Raw genomic sequence first — 19,130 nt, 5'->3', positions numbered from 1 at the left:
CGCGCTGTTTGTTTTATTGCACCCGTTTATTCAAACCCTTCTGCTCATGCTGAATATTTCTGAAGAATAATAACCGCATTATGTCCGCCAAAGCCAAAAGAATTGGATATGCCCGTCTGCAAGACTGCTTCTCTCGCAACATTTGGGACATAATCCAGATCACATTCGGGATCTCTCTGCTCCTGATTAATGGTTGGCGGTATAATGCCTTGCCGAAGCGTTTGAACGAGAGATATCGCTTCTGCTCCCCCTGCAGCACCAAGCATATGCCCTGTCATGGACTTGTTCGCTGTTACGGGAATATGATAAGCTAGTTCGCCAAAAAGCTGTTTTATCGCTCTCGTTTCAGAAAGATCACCCGCCTCTGTACTGGTCGCATGAGCATTGATCACATCGATATCCCGAGGCTCCAGCTTCGCATCCCGCAACGCTGCTCTCATGGCAAGATAAGCTCCCCGCCCTTCGGGATGAGTAGCTACCATGTGGTACGCGTCGGAAGTGGCTCCATATCCGATAACCTCAGCGAGAATATTTGCCCCCCTTGCCAGTGCATGAGACAGAGCCTCCACGACCAAGATCCCTGCCCCCTCGGCCATAACAAACCCGTCTCTGCCTGCGTCAAATGGTCGGCTTGCCGCTGCACAAGCTTCGTTTCTGGTAGATAACGCTGTTGCATTACCAAAACTCGCAAGTGATATCTCTGTGACCGCTGCTTCTGTGCCTCCGGCAAAAATAACATCTGCTCCTCCGTGGCGAATCAGCCGGTACGCTTCACCAATGGCTGTGTTGCCAATGGAACAAGCCGTTACCGGAGAGAGCGTTGGCCCCCAGCAGCCGAATCTCATACTAACGGTGGCTGCCGCCATATTGGATATCATCATGGGAACAAGTGTTGGGCTAACTCGCGATGCTCCGCGTTCCGACAAGACATTTCCCTGAGCCATCAAGGTCTGAATACCGCCTATCCCTGAGCCAATATATACACCTATCCGCTCCCTGTCCAGCGATTCCAGCACTAGACCTGAATCCGATAATGCCTGATCTGCTGCCGCAACAGCAAATTGTACAAACCGATCCATACGCCTGGCTTCTTTACGTCCAAAACGAGCTTCACCATCAAAATCACGAACCAATCCGCCCATTCTCGTTTTATACAATGCGCTGTCCAGATGCTCAATCGGAGAAATTCCCGATCTGCCTTCCTTCAAGGCGTTCCAGAATGTATCTACATCATTGCCAAGCGGAGAAATCACACCCATTCCTGTAATCACAACACGTTCTATACTCATCCCGGTTTGTCCCCCTTGTAAAGTTCTTCATTCAGTTTCCTGATGCTTATGCATTCATAGTGCCATTTCTGTATATCCTATTACAAGTTGTCATTTATCATAGTATAATGACTACCATGATAAACAGAATGAAGGTGATCCATTGAGTGATGCGATTCGATTACAAGCGTTATCCACTTTTCTAAAAACACAGCGTTCCAAACTCTCTCCGGAATCTGTTGGTTTGCCTGCCGGAGGCCGGCGAAGAACACCCGGGTTAAGGAGAGAAGAAGTCGCCCAATTGGCTAACGTCAGCACGACCTGGTATACCTGGCTGGAACAAGGACGAAGCATCCAGGTATCACATGCTGTACTGGACAGCATTTCTTCTGCACTCAGACTCACTGTGGATGAACGTAAATACTTGTTCTCACTAGCGATGGAGCATTATTCAGATCTGCCCGTACCGGAACCAGACACGCTTCAACTTCACTCGTCATTGCAGAAAATCTTGCAGGAACTGCGCTATTGTCCTACCATTATCTCTGATCGGCGCTGTTTCATTGTCGGCTGGAATGAGGCTGCTGCTCAAGTTTTTATGAACTTTGAACAGATCCCCTTAGAGCAGCGGAATATGATCAGTCTGGTATTTGATCGAAAAGAGTTGCGTAGGCTTGCAGTGAACTGGGAGGACTTCGTCAGCGGATTTTTATCTATTTTTCGTGGCTATTATGGTCGTTATGTCGACGATGAATGGTATAATTTATTTTTGGATGATATGATAAATCGCCACCCTGATTTTCAAGCGTTGTGGAAACAAAGCAGCGTAAGCAGCGCTCCCGATGTATGGATCGAATTCAGACATTCGAAAGCAGGAAAAATGTTGTTTGATCTAACTTCATTACAGATTCAAGGCAATTCCGATTTGCGATGCAGCATTTATACACCCGCACCAGAAACTGCGACAGAGCGTAAACTCATGCAACTGCTTGATCGAAGTATTGAATCCTGAACTGCTTACTTGCCAGGGATAGCGACATCCATTACTAACATACCTATATAACGTGGATTCAGAAAGGAACACCATGACTAAAGTGCTTATTATAGAGGACGACAACATGCTGGGTGACACTTTATCCCTGTATTTACAAGGTGAAGGCTACGAAGTATATCGTGTGGACACCATGGGGCGTGCACTTTCGCAGCTTGAAACCAGACCAGATATCATTTTGATAGACCTGATGTTACCTGATTCAGGTGGGAAAAATCCATGCGCAATCATGCGTGAGCATACCTCCCTACCGATGATTGTCATTTCTTCGTTAACTGATGTGTCCGAACGTATTCGTTCCTTAACCGACGGCGCCGATGATTTTGTCTGTAAACCTTTCAGTATGCAGGAACTCAAGGCACGCATTGAGGCCGTTTTGCGCCGCTATGCTTTATTGGAAAACTCTTTAATGACCGAAACCGAAACAGGGTTAAGCCTTGATCTGGCACGCAGAACCATCCTGCTGAACAATCGCAGAGTTGAAACTACGTTTTCCGAATTTGAGATCATGAAGCTGTTTGTGCTGAATCCTGGCAAAGTGTTCAGTCGGTACGCTTTGATTGAGGCCATTCGCGGAATAGATGCCTACATTAATGATCGGACGATTGATGTACATATTACGAAACTCCGCAAAAAAATTGAAGATAACCCGAAAAACCCCCAATATATTCAAACCATATGGGGGGTCGGGTATAAATTCACACCTTAGGCACCTTTGCTAGTCATATTTACCACGGTAGTGACTCTGAAATATGATCAATTTCTTGCTGTACCTGTTGCAGGATGGAGGTCAACTCCCCTTCGAAGGATGGAACAGACAGAAGTGATTCCAGATGCATAACGGCCTGCACCAGTTTCACAGCATGCAGGTGAGCTGCAACACCTTTGAGAGAATGTGTACTCCGCACAACTTCATTCATTTGCTTTTGCTCAAGATAAGTCTGAATTTTTTGCTCAAACCCGCTGTATTCTAAAGCAAACTTATTCAACGCGTACTGCAAAATGTGCGGTTTGTTATCCATCTGTTTCAGAGCTTTATCCGTATCAATCCCCCTGATTTCATGCAATCCCTTCAGATCAATCCAGGCTGCTAGTACATCTTGAAGCTGTTGTTCATGGATCGGTTTCGTCAGAACGGCATTCATACCTGCCTCCATATATACCTTATGATCCTTCTTCACGCTATTTGCCGTAAGTGCAATAACAGGTAAGTGATCGTATTGTCTCATCTGACGAATGTGTTTAACAGCTTCTATTCCATCCATTAGCGGCATGAACAAATCCATTAAAATCAGCTTCCACGGCTGAACATGGAGTTCTCTCAGTACCTCTTCTCCATCCTTCACCACTTTCACTTCAAATCCCAGCTGCTGAAGCAGCGCCCGAATGGCGATCTGATTAATCTCATGATCCTCTGCCACCAAAATGGCTCCCTGATTCATTCGATCTGAGGATTCATCCTGAATTATCATTTGGCTCAAATTCTGTACTTCTCCATCCTGCAATGTCAGCAAAGTTTCAAACAGCCCCACACGGGTAATCGGCTGAAACAGGACTGCCTTCGGATGAATAGAATTCTGCTTGATGGCAAGAGCATTCTCGCTAACTCCACGCTTATACCCTAATACATGAATCCGGGTACTATGCAGCATATCCATTAATCGCTCCCAGCTCGGATCATCGTGTACATGTTTCATATCCATATCGAGCATGATCAGGAGAGAAGACGATTCATCCCTCTCGTAATCATAGTTACCATTGTCCAGCACTTCATGAAAAGAAGAATATATTTGGGGCCTGAGACCAAATGAGCGCAACATCTGCTCCAGGTTTTCTGCAACTCTTCTGTCTCTTTCCACAACCATCACATCATTCACTGCATATAATAATGGATAGGTTGGCAGGAAAGAACGATCCTCTATTTCTGTCAGTTCATACACCAGCTCAAATGTAAACATGCTATATTCACCAAGTATACTTTCCACTTGCAGACTGCCGCCTAATGATGTGATCAGGAGATAACAAATGACCAAGCCCAAGCCAGAGCCTCCGTACTTTCGATAGGTCGATGGTTCGGCCTGACTGAAAGGAACAAATAAACGCTCCATCTGTTCGGGGGAGATGCCAATCCCGGTATCCTCCACCTCGAACCGAACTTCAACATGTTTATCCTCAAGTGTAATTACCTCTGCGTGAAATATGACATACCCTTCATCCGTAAATTTAATGGCGTTGTTAAGCAGATTAATAAGAACCTGCTCCAACCGGAACGGATCACCAATTACCGTTAAAGGCAGCTCGGGATCGGTATGAAAAATGATCTTAATATCTTTGTTACCGATAGACGTACTAATCTGATCTGCCACTCGTTTAAATACATCCTCCAGGGAAAAGGGAACATTCTCCACATTAAACATACCTGCTTCAATTCTCGAAAAATCTAGAATATCATTGACCAATGCAAGTAAAGATTGCGAGGATACGGTGATCTTGCCCAGATAGTCCTGCTGCTGAGGAGTAAGATGTGTTCGTTGCAGCAAGGAACTGAAGCTGGTGATACTGTTCAGTGGCGTCCGCAACTCATGGCTCATCAGAGCTAGGAACTCACTCTTCGCCTGACTAGCCTTATCTGCCTTCACCCAGCGATACTGATCTGTCATATCTTGAAAGACAGCCTTAATTTGCTCACTAGAACCGGATGACTTGAGCGGATAAAGATGAACGCGAACATGCAATTCATCACTTTCTCCGATCCGGAAGGTCAGTTCCGTCTCATGATTAGTTTTAGACGAGATAACCTCTTGTAAAACGGTAACCCAGCAATCTGATTTTTCCATCACCAGCAAATCTGCAAGCGCACGACCAATAACCTGTTGCCGCTCCGCCTGGAGGACATCGAGAAATTTCTGGTTAATGGAAACGATGTTGCCCATACTGTCCAATCCTGCAACCCAATTGGAGGACACTCGCTCCAGCAAACGATAGCGCTCCTCACTTTCCTGAATCCTTCGCCTGACAGCTCGGTGTTCTGTAATATCAAGTCCATACCCAATGACATACTTCACCACCGTGCCCTCCAGAAAAGGCCCCAGCTTAACCAGAGCGTAGTTTCCTTTGTGCTCAATTTCGAAAAAAAAGCGTTCGCCTCTCCAGGCGCGGTTGAATTGTGTCTTCAGAAATTGAATTTTATCTGGGGGCAGAGCCTTAATATTTCCCAATTGGAAGCTTTGCTCTAGACTTCGCATGTCCATACCGAGATGAGACAACATCTCCCCTTCGAGCAGGAGGAATTCAAATTTCCCGTTCACCTTTCGTAGTTTGAACGTAAACCCTGGTTGCCAGCGCAGCATCTCCAGCATCTCTTGCTCTTTTTGAATCACCAGATGTCTGTACTGATGATTCTGATTGAGGAAATAGATGAACAATATAACCAGTAGCATACATAGAATTTGAGAAAGCAAAGTCATCCCATGGCTGAGGAGTGTCGATGGATATGTCATAGACATCGTGAATTGATAAGCAAACAGCAGTAGTAGCGAGCCGGATAACCATTGGTGTACAAATCTGCGAATACATCTGAAATTCAGTGAGGTAACCAGAACGAAAATAAGTTCGTACATCGCATAATTCAGGTTTTCAATCGATGGCCAGAATCCTGCATTGATTCTAAATATCCACAAACCTGCAAAGGTGATAAACGCCGTTCCTCCTCCGCCATAATAAGCAGCAAGCAGATAAGCGATGAATCTAAAGCTTAACATCGTGCCATCATCCAAGATAATGGAGAAGTAATACAACGCAGTGCCTAACATGCTCATCGCTATCCCAATGATCATGCGAGAGGTAAATGATGGCTTATGCCGATTACTCGATTGATTCAGATAGTGATGAATGAGGAAGACGAAAATTAAAATTAATGTAAAATTTAAAACGAGATCGCGTAGCAAAGTTCACCATCCAAGTTACGACTTTAGCGTTGTTTAATATACGAAAAGACAGGCCAGATTGGCCAATTGTATCTCCGCAATAATCAAATCATATTACGCGTCTCCCCCTTATTCAAATGCGGATATTGCCTTATTTCTCCCCAATCCTTCCTCCTTTCTTCTAACATTTACTCTTCGATATGCATTCCAAAAACTTCCCCGAAATTACCAGACAAAATGTAAAAAAAGAGCCTCTCGGCTCCCTAATACTTGAACTGTTGAATCAGACGTTGCAGATGTTCTGCCATACTTGACAAATTTCTTGCAGAAGCTGATATCTCCTCCATCGAAGCCAGCTGTTCTTCCGATGAGGCGGCAACCTCCTCCGAAGTTGAGGCATTCGCTGAAGCAATTCCTGCCAATTCACTCGATACAGCTCCAACCTCCTGCACTCCAGCCGTAATCTGCTGGGATGTGGCCGCAATATCTTCAATCTGAGGTGTGGTCTCGCGCATACTCTCCAGAATACGTTCGAACTTCTGAATAGCTTCAGTGGAAACCTCCATGCCTTGTTCGACCTCTAATGCCACTTTCTTCATCATATCAACGGATTCCAATGTATCTTTCTGGACAGCAGACGTCAGGGCAGCAATATCTTGAGCAGACTGCTGGGATTGCTCTGCGAGATTGCGAACTTCCCCAGCTACTACGGCGAACCCATTCCCGTGTGCACCTGCACGTGCAGCCTCAATCGACGCATTCAGAGCCAGTAGATTCGTTTGTTTCGCCATATTTCCCATCAGTTCTGTGATGGCCGAGATTTGCTCAGAACGTTCATCCAAAGTCTGAATGATATGACTCATCTGTAAGACGGTCTCTTGAATCGATCTCATCTGATCTACCGTCTGCTTAACCGTGTTGCCACCTTCTTCTGCCTGTAACGTGATCTGTTTGGCTAATTCGGACACATGAATGGATCTCTCCGCAATATTGGTCACACCAGACGTAATTTCGCGAATGGCCTCATGATTATGCTCAATTCCATGCATTTGCTTCTCGGCTCCCAGCGTAATTTCCTGAATAGCTTTGGCCACCTGCTCACTCGCGGCACTGGTCACTTCTGCACTCTGCGTCATCTCTTCTGATGAGGAAACAACCTGACTTGCGCTATGCTCTACATTCTGGATCAGCAAGCGCAGATTCGTCTGCATTTTGCCAAAAGCGTCACTAAGATCACCAAGTTCATCCGAACTCTTGCTTACAATAGTCTGTGTCAGATCTCCTTCACTCACTTGTATCGCTTGATTTTTCAATTCTCTGATCGGTCTAATAATGGAGCGCATGACAAGCCAGATGATTACAGCCCCAACTCCAAGGCAAGATAACAGCACAATCATCATACGATGCAGAATCGGAGCTGTCGCCTCATCCACCTCGGAGGTGAACATCGTACCTGCGATTTTCCAATCCGTTGAACGATTCGTTAAATAATACATAAACTTGGGTTGATCATTATAGTCATAATCAAATGTGCCTGATTCGTTATCAAATACCTCTGCCCAGAATGACTCTTTCACCTCTGATCCAGCTGAGCTGTTCGGGTGATAGATATACTTTTTGCTACGATCCAGCAATACCATATATCCCTGCTCCCCTACCTTGATCTTACTTATACTACTGCTAATATCATTCAGATCCAGATCAAGACTGACTACACCAGAGCGGTCGTCCAATGCCTTTGCAATTGAAACCGTAACCGAATTCGTTTCTGCGGAGGTATAAGGGTCTGTGACGATAACCTGACCAGGTTGACTCATTGCTTCTGTATACCAAGGTCTGGTTCGCGGATCATAATCTTGTGGGGTAGTTGTATCCGAAGAAGATATATATTTGCCATTTTGATCACCTACACTGACAAGAACTACATCCGGGTTCTGTCCGATGAATCCCTTTATTTCCTCCAGCATGTTTGCTTCTGAATTTTTCATGGTGTCTGCAGTAAACACCTTCGCATAATATTCAACCTGCTTTCGTTTCACATTGATGATTAAATCAATCGTACTATTAGCTAAATTCACGTTTTCCTCTGCACTAAGTAGAATTTGTTTCGTTACTTCCTCTTTGGCATTGTTATAAGACAATACACCTATAGTGATGGAAGGGACCGCCAAAAAGATCATGAAGGACATGATCAGTTTGACCTTAAAATCGGTTACATTCTTTCCTAACCAACCTGTTTTTTTGATTTTCAACGACAATTCACTCTACCTCTTCCATATTAAATTGATATTTGTACCAACATACAAAAAAAATATTAACTAAGTTAAACGAATTTAACTCCGATTCTATTAAGTTTCTAAATAGTTGTTAACAGAAGTCAGATCAAAACCAAAAAGACCCGAGCATATTTGCTCGGATCTCCATGTTCAAATCTCTATACTGATCTGTACCTTAGAATGCTGGAATGGCTATATCTGCGTAGTTTTTTTCGAAAAAGGCTTTCACTTCAGGGCCGGCCATACGTTTAGCCAGCTTCTGGATGGCTTCGGAGTCTTTGTTATCCTCACGAGCTACCAACGTGATCGCAAAATGGGAATCGTCCTTCTCGGTCAGCAAAGCATCCTTTTTTGGTGTCAGACCGAGCGGGCTTGCATAGGCAGGAGTCATAGCTACCAAATCTGCATCATCCATCATGCGGGCAAGCATCAGCAAATCTACTTCTTTGAACTTGAAGTTCTTTTTGTTCTCTGTGATGTCCGCTTGTGTCGCATTAAAGCCTACACCCTCTTTGAGTTTAATCAGGCCGTTTTGTTCCAGCATGACGAGGGAGCGCCCGATATTTGAAGGATCATTAGCGATCGCAATCGTTGCACCTTCTGGCAGTTCATCAATGGACTTGTACGTTTTGGAGTATCCGCCATAGATCGCGTTGTAGATGGGCTGAACAGGAACCAGAGTTGCATTGTTCGCCTCGTTGTACTGTTGCATGTACGGCACGTGTTGGAAGAAGTTCGCATCCACTTCCTTGTTCGCCAGTGCTGTATTCGGCTGTACGTTATCCGACAGTACTACAACTTCCAGGTTTACGCCGTCCTCTTTAAGGAGCGGTTTAACGATATCCAGTACATCCGTCATTGGCGGAATCAACGTTGCGACTTTCAGTGTGACTTCCTGCCCGGCTTGTGCTTCTGGCTTCGCCCCCTCAGCAGCAGGCGTTTCTTCTTTTTTACCGCAGGCGGATACAACGAGCATAACCGCGAGCAACATGAGCATTAATTTTGCTTTCATTGGATGTTTACCCCTTCTCTGTGTAATCAGTAGTCGTTTTTAGTAGGTTTCTCAGGATCTGCGATCCAGCCAGCGAGACAGCCGACTGCCCGTAAATTGAATCATCTGCACCAGCACAATCATGATAACAATTGTAAATATCATAATTTCCGTTTCGAAGCGTTGATAACCGTAACGAATAGCGAAATCACCCACACCGCCGCCGCCCACAATTCCCATTACCGTAGAATAGGAAACAAAACTGATCGTTGCTGTGGTAAGTCCCAGCACAAGACCAGACCTTGCCTCCACGTACAGGAATTTAAGCACAAGTTGCGCAGTTGAGGCTCCCATAGAAGAGGCCGCCTCAATGACACCTTTAGGCACATCGAGTAGAGCCTGTTCAACCAGACGGGCATAATAAGCAATAGCTATGACCGACAGAGGCACCGTTGCAGCTAACGTACCGATGGATGTTCCTACAACCAAGCGAGTGAACGGGATCATGAAGACGACCAGAAGCAGGAATGGAAAGGAACGAATGATATTCACAAGACTGCCCAGAACCGTGAACAAGGCTCGATTCTGGTATCGCTGCCCTTTACGAAACAAGTACAATAACGTACCGAGAGGCAATCCGACCAGAACGGCAGCTGCAATAGAAATTCCCACCATCACAAACGTCTCTCCGATGGCTTGCCAGATTTCGTGCTGGTATTTAAGCACCGACTCAGGTAACATCATCGCTTGTCCTCCCGTTCCACCAAACGTTGTGCTGTCGTTCCCGTTCCCGTTTCGGTTCCTATTGCACCCAGAGTGTCATCTGCAAGCAGTGAAGTGAGGATGTCCGGCTGAGGAGCCGGGATACTGCGAACTTCCGATTCAGATAGGGTACGCACAATTCGCCCCTCTTTCATCACCGTAATACGGTGACATAATCGACGAGCCACTTCCATCTCATGGGTAACAACAACAATCGTCACCCCCATCGTTTCGTTCACATGACGAAGAACATCCAATATTCCGCCTGTTGTCTGCGGATCAAGCGAAGATGTTGGTTCATCGCAGAGCAAAACAGCTGGATGACTGGCAAGCGCTCTGGCAATGGCAACGCGCTGCTTCTGTCCTCCGCTCAGCTGTGCCGGATACTGGTTCGCTTTGTCCTCCAGTCCGACGAATTGTAGTACTTCCAAGCCTCGCTCTCGCCGCTGTGAACGTGATTTCCCCGCCAGTTCCAGCGGCATACTCACATTACTCAGCACCGTGCGATTGCTGACCAGATTAAAATGCTGGAAGATCATGCCGATGGATCTGCGTGCCTGACGCAAGTCTCGCTCGTTCATTCCGGTTAGTTGCTGACCATTGACGGCAACCTCTCCGTCATCAGGCTGTTCCAAACCGTTCAGCATCCGGAGCAAGGTCGACTTTCCTGCCCCGCTGGAACCAATAATGCCATGAATCTCACCTTTACCTATTTCAAGCGAGACGGATCGCAAGGCCTCGAATCCTTGATCCGCACGGGAACCGCGCTCGTTGAACCGTTTGCTCACACCATATAATGAAATCATGGAGATTCCTCCCGTGAATGATCGTGTATGGTTCCTTCAAGTATCTCCCAAGAATCTTTCAAGAACACATGAAGAAAGCCCGCACAGCCGATAACCGGAGCGCGAGCAATCCTGTTCATTTATAATAAAACAACATGGCGGCTCAGACAAGCTTTTAAAAAGAGTTCTCTCCTTCCAGGAGATGTGCTGGAAGGACACGGAAACGTCCATTAGCTGATCCAACGAAAACCATATCATCCATTCGGTTGATCATGCCATTCTTCGCATCCCGATCCCGATGTTCCGGAGTCCCCATGACTACATCATGCACACGCCCTAACAGCTTCCCATCCTTTTTATCCATCACAAGTAAGTCTTCATTTCGAGGAAGCAACAAATGATCTCCAATGATGAGGTAACTGCCCTGATTGGTCGAATATTGGTTTGCTCCAACAGATTCTTGTGTATCCCACCGTGTCTCCCCGGTACGATAATCCACTGCGGCAGGATATCCGTTTCTAATGACATATAGTTGATCTGCCTCTAGAAGTCCGCGTTCAATTTTCGCATTAACCGTCCAGCGAATCTTTCCTGTACCTAGATCAAATAAGGAGGTTGTATATTCGCCGTAATCACCGTACATATTTCCTTTTTGATTCTGACGAATCAGCACCATACCATCATTCAGCACTTCTATTTGCTGACCTGTACGTGCAGGAATTAGAGATCGTTTCTTACCAGAAGTCAGATCAAGCAGCACCCACTGATCATCCAGCAACATCCAGCGCCCAAGGGGGGCTGAGGCAAACGGATCATAACGATGGATGCCATCAAAATAGGAATCGTTCTCGATATGATCTATCGCGGATGGTTCAGATTCAACCTGCCAAACCGTGCGTCCCGTTAAAGGATCTGCGGCAACAAGCTGATTTTTCTCCTGATACAGAACATAAGGCTCATCGGCACTTCGATTAACTAATTGATATCCTTTCGTTAACTTCTTGCTCCATAACCGTTTACCGTTTGAGCTATTCAGCACATGAATCCACCCATTACTGGAACCTTCAGCCGCAGTGATATCTACAATAACTACGTTTCGAGCAGCCTTGATGCCGTTCAACCATACCGTATCGTCAGCTGTATCTTTCTTGTTTGAACTGTTATTCCGTTTATCTCGTACTTCAGGTTTATATTCCCATAGAAGCTTTCCGTCTTTCAGGTTGATATGGCGCACACGATCCAGATATTGCTTACGATCCGTGTCATAACTTGTATAGAGTGTAACGGCATCCCGCTTCGTATTTACAACGGCTTGAGCAGGACCATATCCGTTATGCACTCTCCAGAGCATTTTCCCTGTATGTCGATCCAGCGCATAGTAGGAATCATCATAATGCATGCCGCTAAACCCGCCATCATCTCCCTTCATGAGGAGTACATCATCTGTACCCGCTTCTAAAAAGGTATAGTTCAAATCTCCCTGATTCACCCATTCCGGTTTCCAGGGCAGCGTTGGCGGGAGAGACTTTCCTACAGCAACCTGAGTGAAATAAGTAAACGTGCCCATACGCTCGTAACTTTGGATATCTGCCTCATTATCCTGACTCGCTGGCATATTCCAGCGAATCTCTGTCAGCTTGCCGTTGTTATTAAATGTTAACAATAGATGTGCGTCATGCCGCTCATATCTCCAGGTCTGTCTAACCCGCATCGGATCACCTGGTTCATTCAGATTTCTGGACCGCTCCTTCCAATCCGGCTCCCCTAACCACTCGGCAACCTGCTTGGTGGTCGTCGTCTGATCCAGCTTGGTATCTACCAGATGGCGGAGCATAGCGATAGATAACGATGGTTCACTTGCAAACCATCCATCGGAAACAGGCATTTGACCTGTAACATCCTTTTTCTTGATCCAAAGCAGCACATGATGATAACCTGTCCATTCCTTGCTCCAGATCCGGGGAGCAATGGACACGCCGACCCAATCCTTCCACTCAGCCACGATGAGCGCCTTCTTCAATAGCGCCTCGTCGGAAGGCCAAGTTATAGTACTGTCCGGGGTGAGGTATAGTTTACTGTCGGTTCGAACAGTGAATGTACGAGGGGCAATTTTCGTTATGGCGTTACTCTGTTTAATTGCATACCATCCAGGAAGCCAGTAGCTATCATGCTGCTGGTTCTTGACTTGCAACCACTCCCCCTGGACCCCAGTCAAAATATACTTTTCCTTCGGTATAGTGAGATATGTAACCTTCATCTGATCTACTGCAACGCGGTTATCCTTTCGGCCACTGAAAAGAGGCAAGCCCTCTCTGAGTGGTACTCCTTCTCCCTTTTTGTAGGGGATCTTGGCGGAAATTTGCTCCGCTGAAAGCAAGGTTGATGAATCGGGCAACGCTAAGTCGTTAAAAATCGTATCGGAGACTTGAATTGGAGCTTTTGTATCAGCTGCCTGTGTTGTTGAGACCTGAGCCTGTCCGCCCATTGCATCCGTTTGGGGATCTGGCATCATACATCCTGTTAGCAGTACCACAGTTATTCCCGTTAAGGTAACGCAGCGAGTATAACCCCGTATGTTCTGATTAGGCTCCTTTTTCACGCACATTCATCCTCCAATTGAAGTTATTTCCATATAAGACGCTCCCAATTTTAAAAAGTTACCTGTTTTCCGAATGAATTTTGGAAAAATCATATCCCCTCTACTCTATTGTATGTCCAACTTCACAGGATCTGTGCCTCCCTTAAACTGAGCTTTTATTTTACGTCCTCACTTTACAGTTTAATATACAGGAATTAGGTTAATATCTTGTGGATGTTCCATTAATATGCAACTTTTGGGATAATCAGTCCGTCTAATGATCTGAAAGGAGATTGATTATGAAAAACACAACACTATCACACAACTCAATTTGGAAGCAGAAAAAATGGAAAATGCTGCTGGCCGCCTCCATTCTGACCGCAGGAGTAGCTCCTGCAATGTTCACGCCTACGGTTGCTGAAGCAGCCGCTACAACAAAACCTATGGCTTATATTAACAATATGCCTGCAGAATACGATGTGGTCATCCGCCAAGGAGTCACGTACATTGCCCTGACTGAACTGCAGTTTCTCGGGGATTACACTTTCGGTTATGATAATAAGAGCAAACAAATCAGCATCAAAACAGGCAGTGACCAATACGTGCTGACACCCGATAGTAAAACGATGAAAAAGAATGGACAAAATGTCTCCTTGTCCTCGGCTCCGATCTTGGTCAAAGGAAAAGCTATGCTTCCACTTCGTGCCATTGGTGAAACGTTTGGCGCACAAGTGCGCTGGAATCAGGCTGCCAAGGAAGCTTATATTTACACCACCAATGCTTCCGTAGTGAAGGATTACAACGGTTCCGATTTGACGGCAGCCCGTGAAGCAGCGTTGCAACTGCCGCGGCTTTCAAGTTTCGGCCAACCGCGCCTACAGGTGAAAAATCCGCTCGGGCCAGTAGATTCATCAACAGTTTATATTTTTGAACAAGGTAAAAAGGATCGCTTCTTCATGATTGAGGATAATGATCTGGTCAGCTATTATACAATTACAAACGGCAATGCCATGCTGAAATGGCAGGCTAATCTGGGTAAACAAGCGGGAACTCTGGGCGATTTGTTCTTTATTAAAACCAAGTCCGTTTCCGAAGCAGGAACCCGTCCTTCTGTCGCTGGTAAAACACTCGTATCCTTCAAGTACTCCCTCATGCTGGAGGAAACTGCCTACGAGATATCAAACAAGGCAGGCTCTATTGCAAGCGGCTCTGCTGCTCCAGCCAAAGGCAAGGTTATGGTTGAGGTGCCTGAGGAAAAATAATTCACAACAAAAACGGGATGAGACAGCCAAAGCTGCTCCATCCCGTTTTTTCTTGTTTTTTCTTGTTTTTTCTTGTTTTTTCTTGTTTCTTCAGTTACTCCCTGGCAGATTCCAGTTTGCCCCGTAGCACTAGCGTGTCACTACTTTGCACCTGCTTGCAACAAAATAGCTTCAATTTCCTTAAAGCCTTTTGCTCTAGCATGACGGAGGGGAGTCACACCATCGCCATCAGCCAGATTAACATCAGCCCCATGGTGAATAAGCAATTCAATGGTCTTCTGTTGCCGTTCGTTGCCATCGTTTAGAATGATCGCTTCCAGCAATGCTGTCCATCCTAATTTATTCACATGGTTCACATCTACCGTGGTATTGGTCAGCAGCTCTCGAACCACGTCGACGTATCCATGCTCCGAAGCGGGGATGAGCGCTGTTCCCCCGTAACGGTTTGTGATAGCTGGGTCTGCTCCTGCCTGAATAGTAAGCTTCAAAATATCCAAATACCCTTCAGCACCCGCATATAAAAACGGACTATTCAACATGTCATCCTGCTGGTTAACATCCGCACCTGCTTCAATCAACTTTTGCACAGATGCGGTATCCCGATTGTACGTCGCAATCATCAGGGCCGTTCTTCCGCTCTGATCCCGAGCCTGAACATCGGCTCCCTCCTGAATGAGCTTTTCGATACTCTTGGTATCTTTTGCTTCGGCTGCACTGAATAACTGTTGATTTAGTGAGGCCATACGGCTTCCCTCCTTTGGGTTACTTTTTTCGTTAAGCATACAGCCTTGAACGAACAGTACACTGCTAATCAGAATGATCAGCATCAAGGATTTGTTCATGGGTCCTCCTTACTGCTGTACCACCGTAACCGATGATGCGACACTCCAATCGCCAACTGGGTTCAGCGTGTAGGTTGTGCCAGAGATGAGCTTTTCTCCATTCGCAAGTTCAAATACTCCTGTTGCACCTTTCCGGCTCGAATATTTATACGTAGCTGTCAGGACATGCCCATCCGGCGCTGTAAGGGTAACACTCCGTCCAGAGAATAGTTCATCTCCCGGATCTTGGGCAAGTGTCACTTCAACGGCCGTTTCCCCTGCAACTTGGGCACGCTCAACGACTAATGAATCAAACGATTTCGCCGTAAACGAAGCTTGTTCGATATTGGCCCACTCAGAAGTCACAGTATAAGATACCCCTGGTTTCAGAATCTGACCTTCTGGCAATCGGAATTTGGGTTCTTGTCTGCCATCTGTTGATTGAGTAAACGGAACATATTTGGCAATGATCGGTTCACCATTTTCCGGCGTAATTGTAACTTGTCTTCCCTGCATGGAAGAAATAATTTGATATGTTTTGCCGTCTGCCTGCTCCTGATCGTTCAGAATGAAGGCATTAGCCCCACGACCAGCGCTGTATGCCGAAATAATATAACCGTAATCCACTACTCCGTTTTCCTTTAAAGCTTCAATCTCAAACGTATCATTCGTGACCTGGCGCACTTGAGTCATATTTACTTTAACGTCACTGCCTTTGAATGAACCAGCATCTTGACCATTATATGTCAGAGTATACGCTTCTCCAGCTTGTTGAACGGATGTCGGCACGATGTATGTAGCAACAGAACCTGTTTTCAAACGAGGCATATTGGTTAAGGTCAGTCCCCCGCTGAGTGCAAAGTCTGTTCGGGATTTGGCAAACACTTCATCTTCTGCCGTAAGCGGCTTGTCCAAAGTGATCACGAGCGTCATGTTATTCAACGGTTTGATACTTTCAATGCGGACTTGATCCGAAGGAATGGCTTGATACGCCTTCTGCAGCAACACTGCCGTTTCGCCCCGTGTCACAGAGCCCGTTTCTTCATAGAAAGCACTCATCCAATGGTGTACGGACTTCACATCCCGATTTAATGCTTTAGATACGACCTCTTCCAGCTCCGCATCAGTTACCAGACTTTGAGGATGGAACTCGCCATCCACGGACTGCATGATGCCCATCTCCACTGCTTTCAGAGCATACGGTGCATACCAAGCATTCGCCTGAACATCCGTTATCGTTGCTGCAATGTCTCCTGTCTTGTTCTGCAAATCAAATGTTCTATACATCAATGAAGCTAACTCTGCACGCGTGATCGCCCGAAGCTCACCCATCGATTGATCGCTATATCCGTTCATGATCCCCAGACCGTTCAGTTCTTTAATGGCCGCCTGCACCTGTTGATTAGTAAGCTGTGTCGCCGTAGCGGAAATCGAAGTTGTGAAGCCAGCTGCCTGAGCTTGAGGTGTTGTGAATGGGAGCGTCGCTGTTCCCAATGCGGTTATGGTTAATAGTGCTACTAGTTTACGAGCTGTAAGATTCATGAAATGTTCTTCCCCTCTGTAGGTAGTTGTTGCATCTATCTATAGCGTAGGGGATAAAAAGAAACTCCAAAGGACGAATATATTAACAAAATATAAACTGCGTCGAATCTTTCTCTAAACTTATACGGTGAAACGATAACCCGCACCCCAGACCGTCTCGATATATTCCGGATGTTTCGGATTACTCTCCAGTTTCCCACGCAGCTTACGAACATGCACCGTCACCGTTGCAATATCGCCATTCGATTCCATGCCCCAGATTCGTTCGAACAGATCGGATTTGCTGAACACGCGGTTCGGATGACTCGCCAAAAATACAAGCAGGTCAAACTCTTTGGTGGTGATAGCCACCTCTTCTCCGTTCAAAAATACACGGCGTGATCCTTTGTCGATGTGAAGTCCGCGAATATGGATCTCATCCTGTTCGGCAGGTCTGCTCTTGCCAAGCAATCTCTCATACCGGGTCAAGTGAGCCTTGGCTCTTGCGACCAGTTCGCTTGGGCTGAACGGCTTCGTAATGAAATCATCGACACCGAGATTAAACGTGCGGATTTTATCAATCTCCTCTTTTTTCGCGGAAACAACGAGGATCGGCACTTCCTTCTCCTCTCGAATGAGTCTGCATAATTCGAAACCGTCCATACCTGGAAGCATCAGATCTATGATGACAAGTCGATAGTTCTCGTCCAAAGCACGGCGCAAACCTTCATCCCCGTTATGGCACAGCTCGACCGTAAATCCGTGGAGTTCAAAATAGTCCCGCTCCAGTTCGGCAATAGTCGTTTCATCCTCAATGATTAGAATATCGGTCATGGCTTCTCCCCTTTCATCTATGAGCCGTTTCAATTGAATATGGATGCTGGTGCCTTCGCCCAGCTTGCTTTCTGCCCAGATTAAACCACCATGTCCAGCTACAATCTGGTGGGCAATGGCCAGCCCAAGACCGCTTCCGCCCGTAGACGAGTTGCGTGACTGCTCGGCTCGGTAGAAACGCTCAAATATATGAGGCAGATCTTCCTTCGATATCCCTTTCCCATTATCCTGGAATGTCATGGTGTTCCACTCCTGATCAGCTTCAAGTATAATGCGGAGTCGTTTGTCGTCATCATTCATATATTTCAGTGCATTCTCTACGATGTTAACCACTGTGCGTTGCAATTTATCGAGATCCACAGCGGACACCACGGAGCCTGAGGTTCGGTTATGCCAATCCAATGATACGTCCTTATCCTCCAGATCATATCGCAATTCCTCAATGCTATCCTCTATAAAATCAACCAGATCTATCGGATTGAACACAAAGGGTTCCTGGTTCAAGTCCAGTTTGGAGTACAAGAACAATTCATCCACCAGTTTATCCATACTAACCGCTTTGGAGTGAATGATGTTCACGTAAGTGTCCATCTTCTCCGGTGTGTTCGCTACCCCATCCCGAATCCCCTCAATATATCCCTTAATGTTAGTAATCGGTGTGCGAAGATCATGCGAAATGTTGGAGATCAGCTCTCTGCGGTTAATCTCATCTTGCTGTCTCAACTCATTGGATCGCTGCAACTGATTCCGCATACTCTCAAATGCCTCACTAAGCTGTCCAACTTCGTCATTGGAGGCCGGTTCAAGCTTGAAAGACAAATTACCGTTTTTGATCTGTTCAGCCGAACTTCGGAGCTGATGCAACGGTTGAATGAAACTGCGTGTAATCCAGCGGAATAGAAGCAGGTTAGCGATGATCAGGACACCAATCAACAGAAGAGACATCACAGGTAACAGCTTGCGCGTCAGTTCTGCAAAGGGACTTCTCTCCCGAATAACAAAGATGCTGCCTCGTTCTCCATCGGAATATTGAAAATCAAACTTGGCGTACGCGT

At 46.1% G+C, this 19,130-nt stretch carries 13 protein-coding genes and 1 pseudogene; 3 read left to right on the top strand and 11 right to left on the bottom strand.

Annotation, left to right across the window (positions count from 1 at the left end; all coding sequences use genetic code 11):
• Window positions 1–44 precede the first annotated feature (44 nt).
• Window positions 45–1,283: a beta-ketoacyl-ACP synthase II gene (gene fabF, locus ABIE27_RS15005; protein ID WP_429350981.1), complete on the bottom strand. Its 1,239-nt coding sequence runs from the start codon at window positions 1,281–1,283 to the stop codon at window positions 45–47.
• Window positions 1,284–1,431: 148 nt separating this feature from the next.
• On the opposite strand from fabF, the gene ABIE27_RS15000 reads away from it, so the two are divergent.
• Both ABIE27_RS15000 and ABIE27_RS14995 read left to right on the top strand, forming a co-directional pair.
• A complete protein-coding gene (locus tag ABIE27_RS15000; protein ID WP_123062911.1) occupies window positions 1,432–2,280 on the top strand; it encodes a helix-turn-helix transcriptional regulator in 849 nt (282 codons plus the stop codon).
• A gap of 73 nt (window positions 2,281–2,353) precedes the next feature.
• On the top strand, window positions 2,354–3,028 hold the full coding sequence (locus ABIE27_RS14995; protein ID WP_123062910.1) for a response regulator transcription factor: 675 nt from the start codon (window positions 2,354–2,356) through the stop codon (window positions 3,026–3,028).
• Between the two features lie 19 nt (window positions 3,029–3,047).
• Here ABIE27_RS14995 and ABIE27_RS14990 read toward each other — a convergent pair whose 3' ends face one another.
• The 6 genes from ABIE27_RS14990 to ABIE27_RS14965 form a co-directional block, all read right to left on the bottom strand.
• Window positions 3,048–6,131 (bottom strand): response regulator, encoded by a 3,084-nt coding sequence (locus ABIE27_RS14990; RefSeq protein WP_429350841.1) that lies wholly within the window; start codon window positions 6,129–6,131, stop codon window positions 3,048–3,050.
• A 377-nt stretch (window positions 6,132–6,508) separates the two neighbouring features.
• Window positions 6,509–8,497: a methyl-accepting chemotaxis protein gene (locus ABIE27_RS14985; protein ID WP_429350840.1), complete on the bottom strand. Its 1,989-nt coding sequence runs from the start codon at window positions 8,495–8,497 to the stop codon at window positions 6,509–6,511.
• A 199-nt stretch (window positions 8,498–8,696) separates the two neighbouring features.
• Complete coding sequence (locus ABIE27_RS14980; RefSeq protein WP_429350839.1) at window positions 8,697–9,533, bottom strand: MetQ/NlpA family ABC transporter substrate-binding protein; 837 nt, start codon at window positions 9,531–9,533, stop codon at window positions 8,697–8,699.
• A 51-nt stretch (window positions 9,534–9,584) separates the two neighbouring features.
• A complete protein-coding gene (locus ABIE27_RS14975) occupies window positions 9,585–10,256 on the bottom strand; it encodes a methionine ABC transporter permease (RefSeq protein WP_123062907.1) in 672 nt (223 codons plus the stop codon).
• A complete protein-coding gene (locus tag ABIE27_RS14970; RefSeq protein ID WP_429350838.1) occupies window positions 10,253–11,080 on the bottom strand; it encodes a methionine ABC transporter ATP-binding protein in 828 nt (275 codons plus the stop codon). Before ABIE27_RS14970 ends, ABIE27_RS14975 begins: the two co-directional genes overlap by 4 nt.
• Before the next feature lie 154 nt (window positions 11,081–11,234).
• Window positions 11,235–13,658, bottom strand: coding sequence for a PQQ-binding-like beta-propeller repeat protein (locus ABIE27_RS14965; protein WP_161556852.1), 2,424 nt, complete (start codon window positions 13,656–13,658; stop codon window positions 11,235–11,237).
• A 278-nt stretch (window positions 13,659–13,936) separates the two neighbouring features.
• Between ABIE27_RS14965 and ABIE27_RS14960 the strand changes: the two genes are divergently transcribed.
• Entirely contained in the window at window positions 13,937–14,899 is a 963-nt protein-coding gene (locus ABIE27_RS14960) for a copper amine oxidase N-terminal domain-containing protein (RefSeq protein ID WP_123062904.1), read from the top strand.
• Between the two features lie 140 nt (window positions 14,900–15,039).
• Here the strand turns inward: ABIE27_RS14960 and ABIE27_RS14955 are convergent, their stop codons facing one another.
• The 4 genes and pseudogenes from ABIE27_RS14955 to ABIE27_RS14940 form a co-directional block, all read right to left on the bottom strand.
• Complete coding sequence (locus tag ABIE27_RS14955; protein ID WP_429350837.1) at window positions 15,040–15,741, bottom strand: ankyrin repeat domain-containing protein; 702 nt, start codon at window positions 15,739–15,741, stop codon at window positions 15,040–15,042.
• A gap of 9 nt (window positions 15,742–15,750) precedes the next feature.
• On the bottom strand, window positions 15,751–17,262 hold the full coding sequence (locus ABIE27_RS14950; RefSeq protein WP_429350836.1) for an S-layer homology domain-containing protein: 1,512 nt from the start codon (window positions 17,260–17,262) through the stop codon (window positions 15,751–15,753).
• A gap of 120 nt (window positions 17,263–17,382) precedes the next feature.
• Window positions 17,383–18,075 (bottom strand): response regulator transcription factor, encoded by a 693-nt coding sequence (locus ABIE27_RS14945; RefSeq protein ID WP_123062902.1) that lies wholly within the window; start codon window positions 18,073–18,075, stop codon window positions 17,383–17,385.
• Between the two features lie 39 nt (window positions 18,076–18,114).
• Window positions 18,115–19,020 (bottom strand): annotated as a pseudogene (locus ABIE27_RS14940) (HAMP domain-containing sensor histidine kinase); the annotation flags it as partial.
• Window positions 19,021–19,130: the final 110 nt, after the last annotated feature.

It is taken from the genome of Paenibacillus sp. 4624, from assembly GCF_050435065.1.
GTDB classification, from domain to species: Bacteria; Bacillota; Bacilli; order Paenibacillales; family Paenibacillaceae; genus Paenibacillus; species Paenibacillus amylolyticus_D.
This window is presented reverse-complemented; position numbering and strand designations above follow the sequence as displayed.

Coding starts and splice junctions, on each gene's coding strand:
- ABIE27_RS14980 (WP_429350839.1), bottom strand. CDS start 9,533: ATGAAAGCAAAATTAATGCTCATGTTGCTCGCGGTTATGCTCGTTGTA.
- ABIE27_RS14995 (WP_123062910.1), top strand. CDS start 2,354: ATGACTAAAGTGCTTATTATAGAGGACGACAACATGCTGGGTGACACT.
- ABIE27_RS14950 (WP_429350836.1), bottom strand. CDS start 17,262: ATGAATCTTACAGCTCGTAAACTAGTAGCACTATTAACCATAACCGCA.
- ABIE27_RS14945 (WP_123062902.1), bottom strand. CDS start 18,075: ATGACCGATATTCTAATCATTGAGGATGAAACGACTATTGCCGAACTG.
- ABIE27_RS14975 (WP_123062907.1), bottom strand. CDS start 10,256: ATGATGTTACCTGAGTCGGTGCTTAAATACCAGCACGAAATCTGGCAA.
- ABIE27_RS14960 (WP_123062904.1), top strand. CDS start 13,937: ATGAAAAACACAACACTATCACACAACTCAATTTGGAAGCAGAAAAAA.
- ABIE27_RS14955 (WP_429350837.1), bottom strand. CDS start 15,741: ATGAACAAATCCTTGATGCTGATCATTCTGATTAGCAGTGTACTGTTC.
- ABIE27_RS14990 (WP_429350841.1), bottom strand. CDS start 6,131: ATGTTAGGCACTGCGTTGTATTACTTCTCCATTATCTTGGATGATGGC.
- ABIE27_RS14970 (WP_429350838.1), bottom strand. CDS start 11,080: ATGATTTCATTATATGGTGTGAGCAAACGGTTCAACGAGCGCGGTTCC.